At 68.6% G+C, this 20882-nt stretch carries 19 protein-coding genes and 1 pseudogene; 7 read left to right on the top strand and 13 right to left on the bottom strand.

Annotated elements, in window-relative coordinates:
- Window positions 1-54 precede the first annotated feature (54 nt).
- Entirely contained in the window at window positions 55-957 is a 903-nt protein-coding gene (gene mqnP / locus AB5J49_RS27900; RefSeq protein ID WP_369171523.1) for a menaquinone biosynthesis prenyltransferase MqnP, read from the bottom strand.
- Window positions 954-2411 carry a menaquinone biosynthesis decarboxylase gene (locus AB5J49_RS27895; RefSeq protein WP_369171522.1) on the bottom strand — a complete coding sequence of 486 codons (1458 nt, stop codon included), beginning with the start codon at window positions 2409-2411 and terminating at the stop codon, window positions 954-956. The genes mqnP and AB5J49_RS27895 overlap by 4 nt, the downstream gene beginning before the upstream one ends.
- An 88-nt stretch (window positions 2412-2499) precedes the next feature.
- Between AB5J49_RS27895 and AB5J49_RS27890 the strand changes: the two genes are divergently transcribed.
- From AB5J49_RS27890 to AB5J49_RS27870, 5 genes are all read left to right on the top strand, one after another.
- On the top strand, window positions 2500-2832 hold the full coding sequence (locus tag AB5J49_RS27890) for a PLD nuclease N-terminal domain-containing protein (protein WP_369171521.1): 333 nt from the start codon (window positions 2500-2502) through the stop codon (window positions 2830-2832).
- Window positions 2833-3090: 258 nt separating this feature from the next.
- Window positions 3091-3993, top strand: coding sequence for a transglutaminase domain-containing protein (locus AB5J49_RS27885; RefSeq protein ID WP_369171520.1), 903 nt, complete (start codon window positions 3091-3093; stop codon window positions 3991-3993).
- Between the two features lie 66 nt (window positions 3994-4059).
- Window positions 4060-4518 carry a nucleoside deaminase gene (locus AB5J49_RS27880; protein ID WP_369171519.1) on the top strand — a complete coding sequence of 153 codons (459 nt, stop codon included), beginning with the start codon at window positions 4060-4062 and terminating at the stop codon, window positions 4516-4518.
- Window positions 4519-4534: 16 nt separating this feature from the next.
- Window positions 4535-5494 carry an isopenicillin N synthase family dioxygenase gene (locus tag AB5J49_RS27875; protein WP_369175289.1) on the top strand — a complete coding sequence of 320 codons (960 nt, stop codon included), beginning with the start codon at window positions 4535-4537 and terminating at the stop codon, window positions 5492-5494.
- An 88-nt stretch (window positions 5495-5582) separates the two neighbouring features.
- Window positions 5583-6962 (top strand): condensation domain-containing protein, encoded by a 1380-nt coding sequence (locus AB5J49_RS27870; RefSeq protein WP_369171518.1) that lies wholly within the window; start codon window positions 5583-5585, stop codon window positions 6960-6962.
- A gap of 63 nt (window positions 6963-7025) precedes the next feature.
- On the opposite strand, the gene AB5J49_RS27865 is transcribed toward AB5J49_RS27870, so the two are convergent.
- The 10 genes from AB5J49_RS27865 to hemL all read right to left on the bottom strand — a co-directional run bounded on the left by AB5J49_RS27865 (window position 7026) and on the right by hemL (window position 16860).
- A complete protein-coding gene (locus tag AB5J49_RS27865) occupies window positions 7026-7430 on the bottom strand; it encodes an SRPBCC domain-containing protein (protein WP_369171517.1) in 405 nt (134 codons plus the stop codon).
- Window positions 7431-7468: 38 nt separating this feature from the next.
- Complete coding sequence (locus AB5J49_RS27860) at window positions 7469-8386, bottom strand: CU044_5270 family protein (RefSeq protein WP_369171516.1); 918 nt, start codon at window positions 8384-8386, stop codon at window positions 7469-7471.
- Window positions 8383-8988 (bottom strand): RNA polymerase sigma factor, encoded by a 606-nt coding sequence (locus AB5J49_RS27855; protein WP_369171514.1) that lies wholly within the window; start codon window positions 8986-8988, stop codon window positions 8383-8385. The genes AB5J49_RS27860 and AB5J49_RS27855 overlap by 4 nt, the downstream gene beginning before the upstream one ends.
- Window positions 8989-9076: 88 nt before the next feature.
- Window positions 9077-10177 carry a c-type cytochrome biogenesis protein CcsB gene (gene ccsB, locus AB5J49_RS27850; RefSeq protein ID WP_369171513.1) on the bottom strand — a complete coding sequence of 367 codons (1101 nt, stop codon included), beginning with the start codon at window positions 10175-10177 and terminating at the stop codon, window positions 9077-9079.
- The gene (locus AB5J49_RS27845; RefSeq protein WP_369171511.1) at window positions 10174-11910 is read right to left on the bottom strand and encodes a cytochrome c biogenesis protein ResB; all 1737 of its coding nucleotides are present in this window, start codon (window positions 11908-11910) and stop codon (window positions 10174-10176) included. The genes ccsB and AB5J49_RS27845 overlap by 4 nt, the downstream gene beginning before the upstream one ends.
- 3 nt (window positions 11911-11913) lie before the next feature.
- The gene (locus AB5J49_RS27840; protein ID WP_369171510.1) at window positions 11914-12690 is read right to left on the bottom strand and encodes a cytochrome c biogenesis CcdA family protein; all 777 of its coding nucleotides are present in this window, start codon (window positions 12688-12690) and stop codon (window positions 11914-11916) included.
- A 1-nt stretch (window position 12691) separates the two neighbouring features.
- Window positions 12692-13309, bottom strand: a complete 618-nt coding sequence (locus AB5J49_RS27835) for a TlpA family protein disulfide reductase (protein ID WP_369171509.1) — start codon at window positions 13307-13309, stop codon at window positions 12692-12694.
- A gap of 66 nt (window positions 13310-13375) precedes the next feature.
- Complete coding sequence (locus tag AB5J49_RS27830) at window positions 13376-14665, bottom strand: polysaccharide deacetylase family protein (protein WP_369171507.1); 1290 nt, start codon at window positions 14663-14665, stop codon at window positions 13376-13378.
- 165 nt (window positions 14666-14830) lie between these two features.
- Entirely contained in the window at window positions 14831-15529 is a 699-nt protein-coding gene (locus tag AB5J49_RS27825) for a histidine phosphatase family protein (protein ID WP_369171506.1), read from the bottom strand.
- A complete protein-coding gene (gene hemL, locus AB5J49_RS27820) occupies window positions 15526-16860 on the bottom strand; it encodes a glutamate-1-semialdehyde 2,1-aminomutase (protein ID WP_369171505.1) in 1335 nt (444 codons plus the stop codon). Before hemL ends, AB5J49_RS27825 begins: the two co-directional genes overlap by 4 nt.
- A 645-nt stretch (window positions 16861-17505) precedes the next feature.
- Between hemL and AB5J49_RS27815 the strand changes: the two genes are divergently transcribed.
- Window positions 17506-17943 (top strand): hypothetical protein, encoded by a 438-nt coding sequence (locus AB5J49_RS27815; protein WP_003974483.1) that lies wholly within the window; start codon window positions 17506-17508, stop codon window positions 17941-17943.
- A 67-nt stretch (window positions 17944-18010) separates the two neighbouring features.
- Here the strand turns inward: AB5J49_RS27815 and AB5J49_RS27810 are convergent, their stop codons facing one another.
- Entirely contained in the window at window positions 18011-19348 is a 1338-nt protein-coding gene (locus AB5J49_RS27810; RefSeq protein WP_369175288.1) for a tyrosine-type recombinase/integrase, read from the bottom strand.
- A 670-nt stretch (window positions 19349-20018) separates the two neighbouring features.
- Between AB5J49_RS27810 and AB5J49_RS27805 the strand changes: the two are divergent.
- Window positions 20019-20254 (top strand): annotated as a pseudogene (locus AB5J49_RS27805) (helix-turn-helix transcriptional regulator).
- The last annotated feature ends 628 nt before the right edge of the window (window positions 20255-20882 follow it).

Genomic DNA, 20882 nt, shown 5'->3' with positions numbered 1-20882 from the left:
AGATGGTCACGTCGGCCTGCCTCTCTCTGCACTCGATGGCAAGCCGCACCGTGGTCAGACGGTCAGCCCCCGAACCACAAGATCCATCAGCGCACACACGAACAGGGCAATCCCGATGAACCCGTTGACGCTGAAGAACGCCCGGTTCAGGCGGGACAGGTCGTGCGGGCGGACGATGGAGTGCTCGTACACGAACGCGCCGGCCACGATCAGCAGGCCCAGCCAGAAGAACGCGCCCGCGCCCGTGGTGAGTGCGTACCAGACGAACAGGGCCGTCGTGATCGTGTGGCAGACCCGTGCTCCCCAGATCGCCGCCGGGATACCGAAGCGGGCCGGCACCGACATGACGCCGGTCTCGCGGTCGGCCTCGACGTCCTGGCAGGCGTAGATCAGGTCGAAGCCGCCGATCCAGATGCCGACGGCGAGACCGAGGATCACCGCGTCCCAGGACCAGGTGCCGGTGATGGCCAGCCAGCCGCCGACCGGGCCCATCGCCTGGGCGAGGCCGAGGATGGCCTGGGGAAAGTTCGTGAACCGTTTGCCGTAGGGGTAGACCACCATCGGGATCACCGCGATGGGGGCCAGCGCCAGGCACAGGGGGTTCAGCAGGGCCGCCGAGCCCAGGAAGATCACCAGGGCGATGAGGGCGCCCGTCCAGGCGTGGCGGACCGACATCGCGCCGGTCACCAGCTCGCGGTGCGCCGTTCGCGGGTTCCGCGCGTCGATCTCGCGGTCGATGATCCGGTTCACCGCCATGGCGAAGGTCCGCAGGCCCACCATGCAGATGGTGACCAGCAGCAGCCGCCCCCAGTGGATGTTCTTGTCCAGCTGGAACATCGCGGTGAGCGCGGCGATGTACGCGAAGGGCAGCGCGAACACCGAGTGCTCGATCATGACGAGGCGGAGGAACGCCTTCGTGCGTCCTGGCTGCGGAATCGCGGCGGAGGCGCTGCTCACAGGCCGTACTCCTTCCAACGGCGGTCGACCTTCGCCGCCGTCTCGGGGTCCGACTCCACCATGTCGGGCCAGCCGCCGTCGCGCGTGTAGCCCTCCTCGGGCCACTTCTTCGTCGCGTCGATCCCCGCCTTGCCGCCCCAGAACTGCTGGTAGGAGGCGTGGTCGAGATGGTCGACGGGGCCTTCGACGACCGTGAGGTCGCGGGCGTAGTCGGTGTTGCCGAGCGCCCGCCAGGAGACCTCGTGCAGGTCGTGGACGTCGCAGTCGGAGTCGACGACCACGATCAGCTTGGTCAGGGACATCATGTGCGCGCCCCAGATCGCGTGCATCGTCTTCTGGGCGTGCTTGGGGTATTTCTTGTCGATCGAGACGATCGCGCAGTTGTGGAAGCCGCCGGATTCCGGCAGGTGGTAGTCCACGATGTCCGGGACGATGATCTTCAGCAGGGGGAGGAAGAAGCGTTCCGTCGCACGGCCGAGCGGTCCGTCCTCCGTCGGCGGCCTGCCCACGACGATCGACTGGAGCAGCGGGCGGCGGCGCATCGTCACGCAGTCGATCTTGAGAGCCGGGAACGGCTCCTGCGGCGTGTAGAAACCGGTGTGGTCGCCGAAGGGACCTTCCGGCAGCATCTCGCCGGGCTCGAGCCACCCCTCCAGCACGACCTCCGCCTGCGCCGGCACCTGCAACGGCACCGTCTTGCAGTCCACCATCTCGATCCGCTTGCCCGCGACGAACCCCGCGAACAGGTACTCGTCGATGTCACCGGGGAGCGGCGCGGTGGAGGCGTAGGTCACGGCGGGCGGGCACCCGAAGGCGATGGCGACCGGCAGCCGCTCTCCCCTCCTCGCCGCCACCTGGTAGTGGTTACGGCTGTCCTTGTGGATCTGCCAGTGCATGCCGATCGTGCGCTTGTCGTGGCGCTGCAGCCGGTACAGGCCGAGATTCCGTACGCCGCTCTCCGGGTCCTTGGTGTGCGTGAGCCCCAGGTTGAAGAAGGAGCCGCCGTCCTTGGGCCAGGTGAACAGCGCCGGCAGCCGGTCGAGGTCGACCTCGTCGCCGTGCAGCACGACCTCCTGCACCGGCGCGCTGTCCGACTTCACCTTCTTCGGCGGTACGTGCGTCATGGCGCCGAGCTTCCCGAAGGCCTCGCGGACCCCGACGAACCCGTGCGGCAGCTCGGGCTTGAGCAGTCCGCCGATCTTGTCGGAGATGTCGCCGTACGACTTCAGGCCCAGGGCCTTGAGCAGCCGCCGGTCGGTCCCGAAGACGTTCATCGCGAGGGGCATCGACGACCCCTTCACGTTCTCGAAGAGCAGCGCGGGACCGCCGGACTTCTGTACGCGGTCGACGATCTCCCCGACCTCCAGATACGGATCGACCTCAGCCTTGACGCGCTTGAGGTCGCCTTCGCGCTCCAGCGCCCTGAGCAGGGAACGAAGATCGTCGTAAGCCATGGGGCCAAGTATCCCCGAGCGGCTACCCTGACCCTGAACCCGGGGGGCGTGCCTCCGGTCCCGACGACCGTTTCGCTGGAGAGGCCCCATGCTCCGGGTGCTGATGTTCCTCGTGCCACTGGCACTGAGCGTGTACGCGTTCATCGACTGCATCAGCACGAAGGAGGACGACATCCGCCACATGCCCAAGCCGCTGTGGGCGATCCTCGTCCTGCTCTTCCCGCTCGTCGGCTCGATCTCCTGGCTGATCGCGGGCAAGAAGCGCAGCCCGGCCGCCGACGGCTGGGCCGGAGTCCGGGACCGTCAGCGCCAACAGTGGGTCGCCCCCGACGACAACCCCGAGTTCCTGAAGTCCCTGGACGAGGACGACGACAAGAGGGACAAGAAGAAGGACGACGGGCCGAAGCACGACGAGCCCTGACAGCCAGCCACCGTTCAGGCCAGGGCGCCGGGCCGGACACTTGGCTCGCATGACGACCGCTCCCGCCGGACCGACCGGCCCGATCGCTTGCGAGTACGGCGACAAAGTCATCTGGTGAGCGCGGGGCCTGCGCGGTGTCGCGGGGGCGGGCGGTCACCGCCACCACGCCGTCTGGACAAGGCGCGGCGAATTTTGGCACGGTGAAGCGCAGCGACCCGTCATCGAACACGTGGTCGATGACGGCTCGGGAGGCCACTCGTGTCCCTCGCCCATTACGCCACCCACAGCACGTTCTCCGACCCCGGTGAACTCGCTCACCTGTACGCGGATCTCCCCGAAGCCCCCTCCCGACTCGCCCGCATCGCACGTGACGTGCTGATCCATCGCGTCGAGGGCGAGCTGTTCGGTCACGCGCATCCGACCGACCGGCTGCACAACGACGCCGAGACCCGCTACATCGACGACATCCTGCGGATCATCGTCGAGCGCGACGACGCCCCGCTCGCCCAACGGCGCGAGCCCGGCGACCGGTTCGTCGGGACCTGTCGTGACTTCGCGCTGCTGCACTGCTCGTTCCTCCGCGGCCAGGGCGTCCCGGCCCGCGTACGGTCCGGCTTCGCCGACTACTTCGGCACCACCGGCTTCCACTACGACCACGTCGTCACCGAGTACTGGGACGAGAAGCGGGGCGCCTGGCTGCTCGCCGACGCCCAGCTCGCCGACCCGGTGATCACCGGTAACTGGAACGCGGACTTCGACCCGATGGACGTCCCCCGCGACCGTTTCCTGGTCGCGGGCGAGGCGTGGCAGGCCATCCGGGCGGGCGACGCGGACCAACGGACCTTTGGACTCCACGCGCCGGAGGAGGGCCCGTTCTGGGGAGAGCGGTTCGTGGCGGGCAACATCCGCCTCGACCTCGCCGCGCTCAACAAGGTCGAGACGCTGCTGTGGGACGTATGGGGCGAGGACGAGGGGGAGCCCGGCCGGCCGCTGCCGGAGTCGTCGCGTGCGTTCTACGACCGTGTCGCCCCGGTCGTCAGCGGCGAGGTGTCCTTCGTGGCGGCACGGCAGTTGTTCACCGAGGACGACACCCTGCGCACCCCTCGGACGGTGACCTGCTACGCCCCCTTCAACGGCCCGAGCCTCGTCACCCTGCGCTGATCCACCGTCCGCGGCCGTACTCCGCGCACGTTGCCCTCGCGTTTCGACCACAGGAGAGTGAGAGGCATGCAGCTCTTGGATCAGGCGACCGCCCGGGCGTGGCTCGCCACCGCCGTCGAGGAGGCCCGTGCCGGGCTCGGCGAAGGGGGCGTCCCGATCGGGGCCGCGCTCTACGGAGCCGACGGCACGCTGCTCGGGCGTGGGCACAACCGGCGTGTCCAGGACGGCGACCCGTCCATGCACGCGGAGACGGCCGCCTTCCGGGCAGCGGGGCGGCAGCGGTCGTATCGCGGCGCGACCATGGTGACCACGCTCTCGCCGTGCTGGTACTGCTCCGGCCTGGTCCGGCAGTTCGGGATCTCCCGGGTGGTGATCGGCGAGGCGGTCACCTTTCACGGCGGGCACGACTGGCTGGCCGAGCACGGTGTGGAGATCGTGCTCCTGGACGATCCCGGGTGCATCGGGATGATGCGCGACTTCATCAAGAACCATCCGGCACTGTGGAACGAGGACATCGGTGAGTAAGCCACGCACGAAGCGCATGCCCCGCATCCCCACGATCGACCTCGAGCCCTGGCTCGAAGGTGACGGCCAGGCGCGCAGGACGATCGCCCGCACCGTCGACGAGGCCCTGCGGACCGCCGGGTTCCTCCTGGTCACCGGGCACGGGGTGGACCCGGCGCTGCGCGCGCGGATCCGGGCGGCGGCCCGTACCTTCTTCGTGCTCCCCGCCGAGGTCAAGCAGCGTTACGAGGCGAAGGTCGGCGGGCGCGGCTGGCTCGGGCCGGGCGCGGAGGCCAACGGGTACGCGGAGGGCACCGAGACCCCGCCGGACCTCAAGGAGTCGCTGACCTTCGCGACCCACGAGCCCTTCGACGATCCGGTCGTCAACGCCGAGTGGTACGCGCCCAACGTGTGGCCCGCGGAGGTGCCCGAACTCCGGTCGCTGTGCGAGGAGTACCTGGAGCGGATGGGCGAGCTGGAGAAGCAGCTCCTCTCCCTGCTCGGCGAGGCCCTCGGCCTCGAACCCGACTTCTTCTCCCGGCACATGGACCATCCGACGTACGGCTTCAACGTCAACTGGTATCCGGGTACGGACGTCGTCGGGGAGCCGGCGCCGGGCCAGTTCCGTATCGGGCCGCACACCGACTTCGGGACGGTGACGATCCTCGACCGGCAGGCCGGCAAGGGCGGGCTGCAGGTCTACACGGACGAGGGCGGATGGGAGGACGCGCCGTACGACCCGGATGCCTTCACGATCAACATCGGGGACCTGATGGCGCGTTGGACCGGTGACCGCTGGCGGTCGGGCCGTCACCGGGTACTGCCGCCACCCGCCGACGCTCCCGCCGAGGAGCTGATGTCCCTCGTCTACTTCGGTGAGTGCACGCCCGGAACGCTCGTCGAGTCCGTCCCCGCACCGGTGGGGCGGGTGGCCTACGAGCCCGTCGACTCGCATGTGTATCTGCGGGAGAAGCTGGACTCGATCACCGTCGGCTGATCGCGGCGGCCGTTTCTGAGAAAGGGTTGCCTCGTTGGGCGAGATACCACCCGTTTGGGTGTGTCCCCCGCCCCGAATGGAGCCGCCTGTGCGAATGACTGACATCCAGCGCTGCGAGGTCCGGCCCGGACGTCTCGTCGAGTGGACGCTCAGTCCGGCGACGGTGGCGACGGCGACGGGCCTGCCGACGGACTCCAGGCCGCCGGCGTACGTCCAGGAGTCCCATCTCAAAACGGTCCACTCCGTGTGTGAGGACGGCCTGTTCCTGCCGACCTGGCTCGGCGCGGCGTTCGACGTCCCGGGCCGGGTCGATCTCGACGCACTGCAGGAGGCGCTGCACGGCTGGACACTCCGGCACGAGACGCTGCGCAGCGGCTTCCGCTGGACCGGCGGCGACCTGCACCGGTTCACGGTCGACGCCGAGACCGTGTCGCTCCAGCGCGAGGTGGTCGGCGACTTCCCCGACGCGGCGGAGCTGGTCCAGCACCTCCAGGACCGCTTCGACGCCGCGGCGTACGCGCTTCGCTGGCCGAACTTCATCTACGCGGCGGTGGTCCGGGACGACTGCACCAGCGTGTACATGGCTTTCGATCACAGCAACGTCGACGGCTACTCCATCATGCGCATCCCCGCCGAGATCCACGATCTCTACGCGGCAGCCGTCGAGGGCCGCCCGGTGGAGGAGCCGCCGGTCGCCAGTTACGTCGACTTCTGCGAGATCGAGCGGGAGAAGGCGGACCGGATCGCCGACGACCATGCGATCGTCGCTCGCTGGCGGGAGTTCATCGACCGCTGCGACGGACAGCTGCCGAACTTCCCCGTCGAACTGGGCATCGATCCCGGCGGCCTGCACACCCAGAAACTCATGCGCGAGATGATCGTGGACGCCGACGCCGCCGCGGCGTTCGAGGCGTACTGCCGTCCCTACGGCGGAAGCCAGGTCGGCGTTCTGGCCGCCACGAGCCTGGTTGTGCACGAGATCGGCAAGGAGCCCGTCTACCGCACGGTCGTGCCGTTCCACACCCGGGACAGGGCCGAGTGGTCGGACTCGGTGGGCTGGTTCGTCGGCGCCGCGCCGATCGAGGTTCCCGTGGCGGCCGCACCCGACTTCACCAGTGCCCTGAAAGCCGTGCGCGCCGAGTTGCGGACCAACCGGCCGCTGGCCCGCGTCCCGCTCGCCCGGGTCCTGGACCTGCTCGGCCCGGACTTCCGCCCGACGTCGCCCGACCTGTACTCGGTCGTCTCGTTCCTCGACGGCCGGGACGTCCCCGGCTCGGCGCGGTGGACCGACCTGAAGGCGTACGGACTGGGCAGGGTGGCGTACGGCGACAAGGTGTACGTGTGGTTCAACCGGCTCCACGAGGGCCTGTGGTTCACCTGCCGCTACCCGGACACCGACATCGCGTACAAGAACATGCGGCTGTATGTGGAGCGGCTTCGGGACATCATCATGTCGACCGTTTCGTAACCCGACTTGGTCGCCGGTGCCGCAGGCCGTGCCGGTGATCGCTGGTCGCGGTGGCCGCCGGCGTCACGCGCCCGCTTCGAGCACGTCGAGCAACCGCTCGAAGCGCGCCCGCCACCGCGGTTCCGACTCCACCCCGCCCTGGAACTCATGGGTGAAGCGCAGGGCGCTGCCCCGGTCCCCGTCCCGCTCCAGATGGAACCTGATCCGGCCGCCGCCCTCCAGCGTGTACTCGGCGACCCGCTCCACGTCCCACGCGGTGACCCGCCCGGACCCGAGGTCACGCAGCGTGACCGCACCGCCGAGGCGGGGTTCCAGGACGTCGGCGGAGGTGAACCAGGCCGCGAGCCCCTCCGGCGTGGTCAGCGCCGCCCAGAGCGTCTCCACCGGCCGGGGAAACCGCACCAGGAAGTGCAGGATGTGCGTGTTCCCGTGGGTCTGGCTGATGCCCTGTTCTACGGAACCGGTCATGACACCAGCCTGACCCCGCCGGGGACGATATGCACCCCTTACCGGCGCTGACCTGCCTTGTCGACGACCGTGCGCTCCAGGATCGCGGTGCGGCCGGTCACGTCGCCCTTATGGAAGCCCCCCTGCATGTCCTCGACGGCCACCGACCGCTCGCCGAGGAATTTCTTGGTCTTCTTGTCGAAGATCAGTTCGTTGCGCTCCCCGTCGTCCACCCGCGCCACCGCCACCCCGTGCCGGCCGGCCGCGTCCACCGTGTCGTCGATCACGAAGACGCCGGAGATCTTGGCGGCGGCCCGGTAGAGGGCGGCGGCCTGCGCGGGCGGCATCAGGGACTCGCGGGCGAGGTCGCCGACGAGGACGAAGTTGGCCTCGTCCTTGCTGCTGCTGCCCTCGCTGACGCTGTTCAGCCAGTCGTACATCTTGTCGGGGTCGGTCGGGAGGGTCTGGAGGTGGCGGTAGTTGGTGTTGGACGGGATGCCGGGGGTCTCCGCGTCCAGCGGTTCGTCGTCGAACCCGGCGTCGGCGTCACGCAGCAGGCCCTTGCGGGTACCGTCCACCGACAGCCAGACCTCGCGCTGATGGATCGGTTCGAGCCTCGGGGGCTCGCCCTCCGTGTACACGCTCCAGCCGACCCTGCTCTTGATGTACACGAACTGATCGTCACGGATGCCCTTCGGCACGTCACTGTGCTCGGCCGCGAGCGCGATGTCCTCCAGCAGGGACACAGCCCCGGGGGAGGCGGCCGACGGGGCCGGGGCGCCGGACGGCACGGTGAGCGTGACGGCGACGGCGGTGACGGCCGCGACGGCGCCCACGACCAGGGCGGTGCGCAGAAAACGCCTGCGCACGGGGGCTTCGGACGGTTCCTGCCGGATCTCGGTCATCAGGTGCTCCTTGAGGAGTCGGTGCCGGCCCGGCGGAAGGTCTCTCTCCACAAGCTCCGGGAGCTGGTTCATCGGCTTCCCTCCCTCAGGGGCCCGACCGCGGTGGTGCGGTCACCTCTCATCTGTCCGCGCCGCTCGGGTGGTTCCATGTGTTTCGCGAGTTTTGTCCGCGCCCGCGACAGCCGTGACCGTACGGTCCCCACCGGCACCCCCAGGGCGTCCGCCGCCGCCCGGTAGTCCAGCCCCGACCACACGCACAGCGCCAGCACCTCGCGCTCGGCCCGCCTCAGCCTGGCCAACGCGGTCCGTACGACGGCCAGTTGCGCGGCGTCGTCGATACGGTCCGCGACCTCGTCGGCGAAGTCCCGTACGGTCTCGTCGCGCGGCAGGCGTGCTACCGCGGTCGCGTGCCGTCGGGTCGCGCGACGGGTGTTGCGAGTGACGTTGGTGGCGATGCCGAGCAGCCAGGGGAGCGGCGAGCCGCCCTCCTCGTCGAGCCTCTCGCGCAGCCGCCAGGCCTCCAGGAAGGTCAGCGAGACGACGTCCTCGGCCGTCGACCACTCCCCCGTGAGCCGGAAGGCATGGTTGTAGACGGAGCGTGCGTACGCGTCGAAGAGCTCACCGAAAGCGTTGTGGTCCCCCGCGCGGATGCGTTTCCGCAGATTCGTATCCACATCCCTCTACCTGTCCGCACGGCGAAGGCCGGTTCCCGTGATCTGGGTCACGGGAACCGGCCTTCAATGCAAGGGGCCTGCAGGTGAGTTACACCCCGGCGTACGAGTGCTTGCCGGAGACGAAGATGTTGACGCCGTAGTAGTTGAACAGCCAGCAGCCGAAGGCGATCAGAGCCAGGTAGGCGGCCTTGCGGCCCTTCCAGCCGGCCGTGGCGCGGGCGTGCAGGTAGCAGGCGTAGGCGACCCAGGTGATGAAGGACCAGGTCTCCTTGGGGTCCCAGCCCCAGTAGCGGCCCCAGGCGTCGCCCGCCCAGATGGCGCCCGCGATGATCGTGAACGTCCACAGCGGGAAGACGGCGGCGTTGACGCGGTAGGAGAACTTGTCGAGGGACGCCGAGGCGGGCAGCCGGTCGAGGACGGAGTTCGCGAAGCGGCCGGGGGTGCCGCCGCTCGCCAGCTTGTTCTCGTAGCTGTCCTTGAAGAGGTAGAGCAGCGTGGAGACCGCGCCGACGTAGAACACCGCGCCGCAGAAGATCGCCGTGGAGACGTGGATGTACAGCCAGTACGAGTGAAGGGCGGGAACCAACTGGTCGCTGGCGGTGTACAAGACAGTGACGGCGAGGCCGAGATCGAGGAGGACCGTGGTGATCAGGAACAGCCCGAGCCAGCGCACGTTCTTCTTCAGCACGAGCAGCCCGAGGTACACGCCGACGGCGACCGTGGAGAAGGTGATGTTGAACTCGTACATGTTGCCCCACGGCGCCCGCTGCACCGACAGAGCCCGAGCGAGCACACCGCCGAACTCGATCAGGAAGGCGAGGACGGTGAGGGAGATGGCGATACGCCCGTAGAGGTCGCCCTGCGCGTCCCCGCCGTGCGCCCCGGGCCCGTCCGGCACGTCCCGCTGACCGGCGGTGGCCCGCACGACGACCTTCGGCCGCTCCAGCACGGCGGTGGAGCCGCCCTGCTTCACGGTGACGGCGGGCGCGTCGGCCTTCTTGGCCTTCGCCGGGGTGAGCGCGGCGGCCGTACGGCCGACCTTGCTGCGGCTGCCGAGGAGCCATTCGGCGATGTACGCGAAGAAGGCCAGGGTGTAGACGGCCATCGACGAGTAGATCAGCGTGTTGCTGATGCTCGCGAGGTTTTCGTTGGTGGCGGCGGCCAGATCGGTTGCGGCGGCGAGAGTCACTTCTCAGCCCCTTCGGCAGGTACGACTTGGGGGTCGGGGGAAGCTTCGGAATCTGCGGGGTCGGCGTCGGCATCGGGCGCGCCCGGCGCCTGCTCGTAGAGGATCCCGGCGAGGTCGCCGAGTTCCTCGGGCACCTTGGCGGACTCGCTGCGGCCGAGGCCGGCCATCTCGACGACCGTGACGCCGTCACTGCCGGTGGTGGCCCGCACCCACACGCGGCGGCGCTGGATGAACAGGGAGGCGGCGAGGCCGAAGATCGCGGCGACGGAACCGGCGAGCGCCCAGCCGCTGCCGGGCTGGCGGGCGACCTGGAAGCCGGCCCACTCCTTGACCTCCTTCTCGAAGGTGATCGAGCCGGCGCCGTTCGGGAGCTTCATGGTCTCGCCGGGCTTCAGGTTCTCCCTGAGCTGCGCGCCCTTGGAGTCCTTGAACCCCTCCAGGTTCTTCTTGTTCAGCTGGTACACGCTCTGCGGGAGGCCCGCGTTGACACCGAGGTCGCCGTGGTAGGCCTCCAGGTTCAGCACCGGGTTGCGCAGCGCCGGGAACTGCGATACCACCGCGGTGCCCGAGCCGCCGTACGACGGCAGGAAGAAGGCCTGGAAGCCGAGCTGGTCCCACTTGCCCTTGGCGTCGCGATAGCCGTCCATGACCTTGATGGCGCCGGTGGAGGTGACGTTGCCGTCGAGCGGAAGGAGGGGCACCGCGTCGCTGTAGACGACGTTGCCCTTGCCGTCGCGGACCGTGACGACGGGGGCGTAGCCGTGGCTGACGAGGTAGACCTTCGAATCGCCGATCTCCAGCGGCTCGTTGACCTCGACGGTGGCCTTCCTGTCCTTGCCGTAGGCGCCCACGCTGTAGGCGAGGTCGGCCTTGTAGACGCGCGGGGTGCCCCGGTTCGGACCGGATTCCTCGTAGGTGCCCACGAAGTTCTTCAGGGTGAAGCTGAACGGATCGAGGTCGTCCTGGCTGAAGAGGCTGCCGGACTTGAAGTCGTCGTACTGGGTGAGGGTGTTGGAGAAGCCGTCGCCCTCGACGATCAGCTTGTTTCCCTCGGACTTGAACAGCTGGCCCCAGGCGAAGGCGATCAGCATCACGATCAGCGCGATGTGGAAGGCGAGGTTGCCGACCTCGCGCAGATAGCCCTTCTCGGCGGCGACGGCGTCACCGGCGAGGTGGGCGCGGAAGCGGCGCTTCTTCAGCAGGGCGAGCGCGGCCGCGCGGACCTGCTCGGGCTCGGCCTCGGTGCGCCAGGTGGTGTAGGCGGGCAGCCGGGTCAGGCGCCTCGGAGCACCCGGCGGACGGCCGCGCAGCTGGCCGACGAACTGCCAGGTGCGCGGGACGATGCAGCCGATGAGGGAGACGAACAGCAGGATGTAGATCGCGGAGAACCACACCGAGCTGTAGACGTGGAAGAGGCCGAGCTTGTCGTAGACCGGCGCGAGCGTCTCGTGCGCCTTGCGGAACTCGGCGACCTTCGTCTCGTCGATGCCGGTCTGCGGGATGAGCGAGCCGGGGATCGCGCCGAGCGACAGCAGCAGGAGCAGCAGCAGCGCGACCCGCATCGAGGTGAGCTGCCGCCAGAACCAGCGGGCCCAGCCGATGACGCCGAGCGAAGGGAGGTGGGAGATCTCCTCGGTGGGGGCGGTGGAGAGCTGGGAGCCGGCGGCGCCCAGGTCCTGGTCCTCGGCAAGCCCCGGGGTGTTGTCGGGCGCGCCGGTCTTGGTGTTGCTCATGGATCAGATCCCCACAGTGAAGCCGTCGGACCAGACCTGCATCTCCTGCACGATGCGGTCCCACGCGCCGGTCAGCAGCAGCACACCGGTCACGATCATCATGGTGCCGCCGATGCGCATCACCCACACATAGTGGCGCTTGACCCAGGCGAAGGCGCCGAGCGCCTTGCGGAAGGCGACCGCGGCGAGCACGAAAGGCAGGCCGAGGCCGAGGCAGTAGGCGACGGTCAGTATGGCGCCGCGTCCGGCGCTGGCCTCGTTGAAGGCGAGCGTCTGCACGGAGGAGAGGGTCGGGCCGATGCAGGGCGCCCAGCCGATACCGAACAGCGCGCCGAGCACCGGGGCGCCGGCCAGCCCGGTGGCCGGCTTGGTGTGGAAGCGGAACTCCCGCTGGCTGAGCCAGGGCATCAGGCCCATGAAGAAGACGCCCATGAGGACCATGACGACGCCGAGGATCTTCGTCAGGACGTCCTTGTTCTCCTGCAGGGTCGAGCCCCAGTAGCCGAACAGCGCCCCGCCGGAGACGAACACCGCGGTGAAGCCGAGCACGAAGAGGGAGGCACCGGCGACCATGCGACCGCGCCGGGCCTCGGCCAGGTCGGTGCCGCTGACTCCGGTGACGTAGGAGAGGTAACCGGGGACGAGCGGCAGGACGCACGGGGAGAAGAAGGAGACGAGGCCGCCGAGCATCGCGATGGGCAGCGCGAGCAACAGAGCACCGCTGAGCACGGTCTCGTTGGGGCCCACCACGGTCTCGGCGAGCGTGGACACCGCGCTCACGTCACTTCTCCGCGAGGACGGGCTTGATCATGCCGCGCAGCGTGTCCTCGCTGAGCGGCTGGAGCGCACGCACCGCGATCCTGCCCTGGCGGTCGAGGACCAGCGTGGACGGGATCAGCTGCGGGTTGAGCGTGCCCTTCTTGAAGCGGAGCATCTGCTTGCCCGTGGGGTCGTACAGGCTCGGGTAGGTGACCCCGAACTCCTTCTCGAAGGCGAGCGCCGGGGTGGTGCTGGTGTCCCGGGTGTTGATGCCGACGAACTCGACGCCCTGGTCCTTGAGGTCCTCGTAGACGGTCTGGAAGTTCTTCGCCTCGGCCCGGCAGGGCGGGCACCACGATCCCCATACGTTGATGACGAGGATCTTGCCCTTGTAGTCGGCGGTGGTGAGCTGCTTGCCGTCGATGGTCTCGCCGGACAGCGCCGGCGCCGCCGTCCGCGCGCTCGTGGCGACCGTGTCGATGCCGTTGTTGCCGGTGACGAAGTTGGTGTCACCGCCGCCGCCCGACGTACCGCCGGAACCGCACGCGGACAGGGTCAGCGCGGTGGCTGCGGCTGTCGCGGCGAGCAGGACGGCACGGCTGCGGTTCGAGCGCAGGGGGGCACGGCTGGCGGCACTCATGTGAAAAGTTTCGCATGCCCGTTCTGGGGATCTTGCGCACCCCCCTCCCGGACGTAGACCCGCATTTCAGGCAGCGTTCGAGGTGCTCTTCGGGGATCCGGTGGAGCTGCCCTTCAGGAAGGTGTTCCAGCCTTCGGCGGGCGCCTGCCCCACGTCGAGCGTCCGCAGCTGGGCGAGCACCTCCGGCTTCTGCACGTCCATCCAGTCCACGAACTGCCGGAAGGAGACCAGCCGTATGTCCTCGCCCTTCTCCTTCTCCCGCGCGATGTGCTTCAGCGCCTGCTCGACGGCGTCCATGTAGATGCCGCCGTTCCACTGCTCGAAGTGGTTGCCGACGAAGAAGGGGGCGCGGTTTGTCTCGTATGCCCGCTTGAATCCCTGGATGTACGCCTGCGCCGACTGCGTTCGCCAGCCCGGGTAGTTGTAGCTGGGCGCGTTCGTCGAGTTGACCGACTGGTTGGCGAGCATGTTGTAGTCCATGGAAAGGACCTCGAACGAACGTCCGGGGAAAGGTATCTGCTGCAACGGCAGGTCCCACAGCCCCTGCTTCTTCTGCGGCCACACCTGGCGGCCGCCCGGCGAGGAGGCGTCGTAGCGCCAGCCCAGCTCACGGGCGGTGGGCAGCAGGCTGTCCTGGCCGAGCAGGCAGGGCGTGCGGCCGCCGACGAGCTCCTTGTCGTAGTCGAAGGGCAGGGAGGGCAGATCGGTCCAGCCGGAGTTGGTCCGCCACTCCTTCACGAAGCCCTTCGCCTGCTCGATCTCGCTGCGCCACTGCTGCGGGGTCCAGTTGCCGACGGTGCCGGTGCCGGCACAGAAGTGGCCGTTGAAGTGGGTGCCTATCTCATGGCCCTCGAGCCAGGCCCGGCGGACGCCCTTCAGCGTCGCCTTGATGTGCTCGTCGGTGAGGTAGCCGATGTCGGAGGCGCCGCGCGGGTTGTTCGGGGGCTCGTAGAGGCGCTTCTTCGACTCGGGCAGGAGGTACAGCCCCGAGAGGAAGAAGGTCATGTGCGCGCCGTGTTCCTTGGCGAGGTCGAGGAAGCGCGGGAAGAGGCCGTTGCCCACCTCGCCGGCGCCGTCCCAGGAGAAGACGACGAACTGCGGCGGGGTCTCACCGGGTTCGAGGGGCTTCGGCGCGCCGGGCTGGTGCGGCTGCTTGCCGGTGTACGAGGTGGAGCCGTCACCTATGGGACGCGCGCGGTTGGCCTGGGTGCCGGGCTTGTTGTCCGAGCCGTCTCCGGAACCTCCGGCGTGGTCCGACCCGTCTGACGGCGTGAGGGTGCCGCATCCCGCGAGTCCGAGGGCCGCGGCCGCTCCGGCTCCGAGCCCGAGAAGTCCCCTTCGGTTGAAGTCGCGCATTCCATTCCCGTCCGTCGCATCCTCTGGTGGTCACCCAGTCAGAGGGCGCGACGAACAGGGAGGTTCCGTCTAATCGCACACGTTTCGGAACAAATGCAACAGCACTGTCACAGCGCCCCAAACGGACGTTGTCGGACGTTGTTATGCGCCGAAGACGTGTCCTCGCTATGCGCCGAAGGCCTTGTCCTTCCCCTTCACCGGCTTGGCGCCGGCGCGCAGATGGGCGGGGACGAGGTCGATGGCGGGCTCGGAGTAACCGACGGCCACGATCTTGTCGCCCTGGTACGTGAAACTCGTCACCGACGCGAGCGTGCACTGCCGCTTGCGCGGGTCGTGCCACAGGCGCCGCTTCTCCACGTAACTCCGCACGATCCAGATCGGCAGCTGATGACTGACCAGCACGGCCTCGTGCCCGCGCGCGGCGTCCTTGGCGGCGTCGAGCGCGCCCATCATGCGAATGACCTGCTCGACGTACGGCTCGCCCCAGGACGGCTTGAAGGGGTTGACGAGGTGCTTCCAGTTCTCGGGCTTCTTGAGCGCGCCGTCCCCCACCCCGAACGTCTTGCCCTGGAAGACGTTGTCGGCCTCGATGAGCCGCGCGTCGGTCGCGAGGTCGAGCCCGTGCGCCTTGGCGATCGGTGTCGCGGTCTCCTGCGCCCGCTCCAGCGGGGAGGCGCAGACGTACGTGACATCGCGGGAGGCCAGGTGCTCGGCGACCCGGTCGGCCATCTGCCGCCCGAGCTCGGACAGGTGATACCCGGCGAGACGGCCGTAGAGGATCCCGTCCGGGTTGGCGACTTCGCCGTGCCGCATGAGGTGGACGACGGTCACGTCGCTGATGTTGGTGAGGGCGCTGTCGGTCATGCCGCCGTGGCCTCCGCCGCCGCTCGGGCCGCCGCCGGGAGGGCGTCGGCGATCCGCTGGACGGCCTGCTCGTCGTGTGACGTGGAAACGAACCAGGACTCGAAGGACGAGGGCGGCAGATAGACACCCTGCTCCAGCATCGAGTGGAAGAAGGCGGTGAAGCGGAAGGACTCCTGCCGCTTGGCGTCCTCGTAGTTGCGCACGTCGCGGTCCGTGAAGAAGACGGAGAACATGTTGGAGGCCGTCTGCAGCCGGTGCGTGACGCCTTCCTTGGCGAGGGCCTCGGTGACGAGGGACTGGATCTGCGCGGAGACGGCGTCGACGGTGTCGTACGCGGCCTCGTCGAGGAGCCGCAGCTGGGCAAGTCCGGCGGCGGTGGCGACCGGGTTCCCGGAGAGGGTGCCGGCCTGGTAGACGGGCCCGGCGGGCGCGAGGTGGGCCATCACATCCGCGCGGCCACCGAAGGCGGCGGCCGGGAACCCGCCCCCCATCACCTTGCCGAAGGTCATGAGGTCGGGCTTGACCCCGTCGATGCCGTACCACCCGGCACGACTGGTCCTGAACCCTGTCATGACCTCGTCGGAGATATAGAGGGCGCCGTTCTTCTGGCAGGCGTCCTTCAGTCCCTGGTTGAAACCGGGGAGCGGCGGGACGACGCCCATGTTGCCGGGCGAGGCCTCGGTGATCACGCAGGCGATCTCACCGGGGTGGCGGTGGAAGGCCTCGTGTACGGATTCGAGGTCGTTGTAAGGGAGGACGATGGTGTCGCCGGCCTGGGCGCCGGTGACGCCGGGGGTGTCGGGCAGGGCGAAGGTGGCGACCCCCGACCCGGCGGCGGCGAGCAGCGAGTCGACGTGCCCGTGATAGCACCCGGCGAACTTGATCACCTTGGTCCGCCGGGTGAACCCGCGGGCGAGCCGGATGGCGGACATGGTGGCCTCGGTACCGCTGGAGACGAGCCGCACCTGCTCGAGCGGTTCGATCCGGTCGACCATCTCCTCGGCGAGCGCGACCTCGCCCTCACCGGGCGTACCGAAGGAGGTGCCGCGGGAGACGGCGTCCTGGACGGCGGCGATGACGGCCGGGTGGGAGTGCCCGAGGATCATGGGCCCCCAGGAGCAGACCAGGTCGACGTACTCGCGCCCGTCGGCGTCGGTCAGGTACGGACCCGTGCCGGACACCATGAACCGCGGCGTACCGCCCACGGCCCGGAAGGCGCGCACCGGGGAGTTCACGCCGCCCGGCGTGACGGCGGCCGCACGGTCGAACAGAGCCTGCGAGGCAGGCGCATCGAATGGATAGGGCGTTGCTGAAGAGGGCGCTTCGCTCATGACCTGCGACTACTCCGACCTTCTGTGACCTACTCCGATGATCTCGGACTCCGGTTGCCAGTGACCTCCTCAGGGTAGGCCAGGGGGCGGCGGGGACAGCGGGGCGCTGCTCGACCGGGCGGGGCCGACAGGGGATGGCCTCCCCCGCCCCTCCCCTTTCCCTCCCCCTCCGCTCCTCCTTTCCTGCCCCCTCCCTCCCCTCTCCGCTCCCCCGGTCACGCCCCCTCGCCCCCGATCACCCCCCGTCACCTCCCCGCGATCTGCGAGACTGGACGTGATACACACAGCTCATGCGGGGCGTGATGGTCGGGGACTGAAAAGATCCTGCGGACAGGTGTTTCAACGCACGTTTCGGCGGGCGGCCGCGGGGGAGGTCACTGACACGATGATCGGGTTGCGCGGCGGGCGTCACGCGTCCTAGAAAAGCAGTCGGGTGGAGATATGCATCGCGGTGGCGGGCTGGGCGAGGGGACTGATGACCTGGGTCCTCGACGTGCCCGGCGGGGAAAGCACCGGCGCGACGCGGAGGATTCGAACGAAGCACGTCAGGGACACGTAGTACCGGGTATGCCGGGTGTACCGAACGAGTCAGAGCGGGCCGACCGTCACATGGAGCGGCTGAGGGCAAGCAGGAATGGTGGTCGGGTGGGGGTGACGTACAAGTACTTCGGCGCGCCCGACGGTGCGACCGCGGCCCGCGTCCCGATCTCGATGCGCCCCGAGGAACTCGGCGGCGACGAGCTCGGCATGAACGGCATGTTCACCAAGATCAAGCCGGAGACGATGGCCGCGATGGTCCTGACGGGCATCGAGGGCGTCCCGCTGCACAAGGTGCCGCCGCTGGAGCTGGTGGTCCTGCATCCCGACTACGCGGTGGTCAAGCTGCCGATGACGGTGGTCGATCCGCTGCGGGGCATAGGAGAGGAAGCGGTGGGCGCGGCCGCTTTCATCTGGTCCACGGTGCCGGACCGTGGGGGGCCGCGGGACGCGTTCAACGTGTACCAACTGCTGCACGAGTGGCAGGACTTCAGCCATCGGTTGCATGAGGCGGGGCATCAGCCTTATTGCCTTGTGTGGCCCTGAGGTGGGGTTTCTTGCGGGTTGGGCGGGGTCTTCGGGCCTCGCCCTTTTTGGTGCCGGGGAGAGGCCGTTAGGCGGCCAGGGCACATTGAGGGCACATTGGTTTCGCTGGGGGTGCTGATGTGCCCTGGGCAGCGGGCGGATCGCCGTCGCCTTCCGCCTCGGCTTCCGTTTCCGTGAAGGCGTCGTCGATCGCCTTGCGCGTGCGGGTCTCGCTGGACGGCAGCAAGTGCGTGTACGTCCGGAGCGTGAAGCCCGGGTCCGAGTGCCCGAGGTACTCGGAGAGAGCCTTGATGCTCTCCCCTGCGTCCAGGAGCACGGAAGCGTACGCGTGCCGGAGGGCGTGCATGCCGTCTTCCGGGGCCGCCTGAAGGTAGCGCGCGCCGCGCTCGCGGGGTGGGATCACGCCGGCGGCGGCCAGGGCGCGCTTCCAGTCGCCCATGTTGAAGACGCTGCGGTTGTTGGCCCGCTTCTTCTTGTCGACGAAAAGAAGGCGGAACGTCTTCGGCTCACCGTCCGGTTTGGTCCAGGGCAAGGTGACCGCGACCGGAGGAAACTCCTTCATGTGGGCCTTGAGGGCGGCGGCGAGCTGAGCCGGCAGGGGCGCTGACCGGATCTTGTTGCCCTTGGGCAGGGCGAAGACCTGCTTCGTACCGACCAACCGCACCTGGCGGTTGATGTGGATCCAACCACCCTTGAAGTCGATGTCCTCGACAGCGAAGCCGAACACCTCGCCCTGGCGCAGCCCGCAGCCGAATGCGAGCTTGCCACCAGCCTGAAAGCGCTTCGGCAGACCGGCTATTACGGCACGCACGCGCTCCAACGACCAAGGGATGATCTTCTTCTTGGTCGCCGTCGGCAGCTTGACCGACTTCGCCTTGCAGGGGTTCTTCGGCAGCAGCCCGTCCTCCACGGCCATGCCGAGGATGCTGGAGAGGATGTCGAAGATGCCCTCACTCGTCGATACCTCCAGTTCGGCGTCCTGGAGTGTGCGAATCCAACCCTGAATGATCGAGGGCTGGTTGAGGGACCGCAGCTCGCGTCGGCCGAGGTGCTCGACGATGTGGTTGCGGACCGTCGCCTCGTAGCGGAGCGCGGTCGTCGGGCCGACGGAGTGCGCGTCGAGCCACTTCTGCGCATAGGCGCCAAGCGTCTGCTTCGTCTCGGCCGGGACGACGTAGGAGCCGCGCCGGATCTCGACGTCGACCTCGGCGGCGCGGTTGTCCGCCTCGGCCTTCGTGTGGAAGTTCTCCTTGCGCTGATGGCCATCCAGGTCGCGGTAACGGACCTGCCAGCGCTTGCCGATGCCGTGGTCGGCGGTGGGGACCATCCGCTTCGTACGGCTCTTGTGTTCGCCGCACTCGGCCTCGGCGGGCTTGGGGTGGGACTTGTGCCAGCGGTCGTACACGTCAGCCAAGAAGGGCCTCCTGGATGGGGTTTGGGGACTGGGGGGTGGCGTGGGTCGCGGCGGTGTGCGTCACCCACGGGAGCAGCAGGGCTGCGGGAGGAGTGGCGAACTGGTGCTGGGGCCGGCTGGCACGAGGCGTGGGTGCTCGATGGCGCGGGCGGCGTGGAGGCCGGCGGAGCCTATTTCGACAGGTCGGCTGGGCATGACAAATAGCTGTAACTTGCAGTCGGTCGTCATGGCAAGAGTTAGTTCTTAAACTCTCCAAAAGTCGCCCGGAGGCGAAGTGGTGTTCGTCTCGTCGAATTCCGGCACATCACGAGCCGTTTCGGCGGAGAGGTTGTGCTACCTTCCCTCCGCGTCAAAGAATTGGGCGATTTGACCGGCTATTGGATGCGATGCCCCCCTGGGCGAGCCGGGCCACTTCTCAGCGCTGGGCGCCACCTCTGAGCTGCTGAGGTACCGGATTCCGGCACCTCAGCCAGTTACTTCGCCGCAGAAAATTTCAGCTTCCGCGGGAGCGATTTCGGCAACCGGGGATCCGCCCTTACTGTTTTGATCTTCCCCGGCGACGCCGAGGGAAGTAGCCAGGAGTTTCAGAATTCACTCTGCACGCTTCCCAGGTGGTGTGGCTGTGTTACCCACGCCTGCCATCCAAAACCCTGATTCCGATATGGAGACCTCATTGCCGAACCACTCCCCGCGCCTTGCCGGCGCCGAGCGTGACCAACTCGCCACTCCCGCCGACGTGGCCGCGTACCTCGGAGTACCGGTGAAGACCCTCTACCAGTGGAAGTACCGGGGCATCGGCCCCAGCGTCCACAAGGTTTCGGCCGTCACCTGCGCTACCGCTGGCGGGAGGTGGACGCGTGGCTGGATACCCAGACGTCGTACGCCCTCACGGCCTGACCCCGCCTCTGGCGCGGACAACGAAGCGGCCCCCGGCGCGCCAACGCCGAGGGCCGAAGACTTCCCAACTGATCGCCCATCCCTGAACGAATGAGCTGGTGAGGGGCGGGACCTTGCCCGTCCTGCCTCTCACCGGAGAGGAACGCCTATGGAGGACTCTACGTCCCCCAGCTCCACGAACACCTCCCCGACCGGCTGGCCCACTCCCGCGGTCCCCGGCGAGGGCGTCCCCTGGCGCCGCAGGGATCAGGCGGACACACGGTCCCCGGCGTCGGGAACCGTCGAGCACTCGGCGGATGTGGAAGCACGCGGGGACCGTCCCCGGCCGTCTGCTGATGCCGCTATTGGTCACCGTCCCCGCGAAGTACCCGCTGCTCGGTCCCCGCACGTCCCGGTCCCCGTATCAACATCCGACGCAAACCCGCAGGTCAGCGGCGCCAAAACGGGGACCGGTCCCCAAGAGGCTGCAGTTGCACCAGGGGACCGCAATGGGGACCGTGATCACGGTCCCCGCCAGCCGCTGGGGACTGACAACCCCGTGGCGGGAACCGCCCAGCAGGAGGGAAACGGTCCCATCGACGCACGGGGACCGGATCACGGGACCAGCTCCCCGCCTCCTCGGGGACCG

Source organism: Streptomyces sp. R28, assembly GCF_041052385.1.
Classification (GTDB): Bacteria; Actinomycetota; Actinomycetes; order Streptomycetales; family Streptomycetaceae; genus Streptomyces.
The sequence above is the reverse complement of the archived record's forward strand: the minus strand, read 5'-3'. Positions and strand labels throughout refer to the sequence as shown.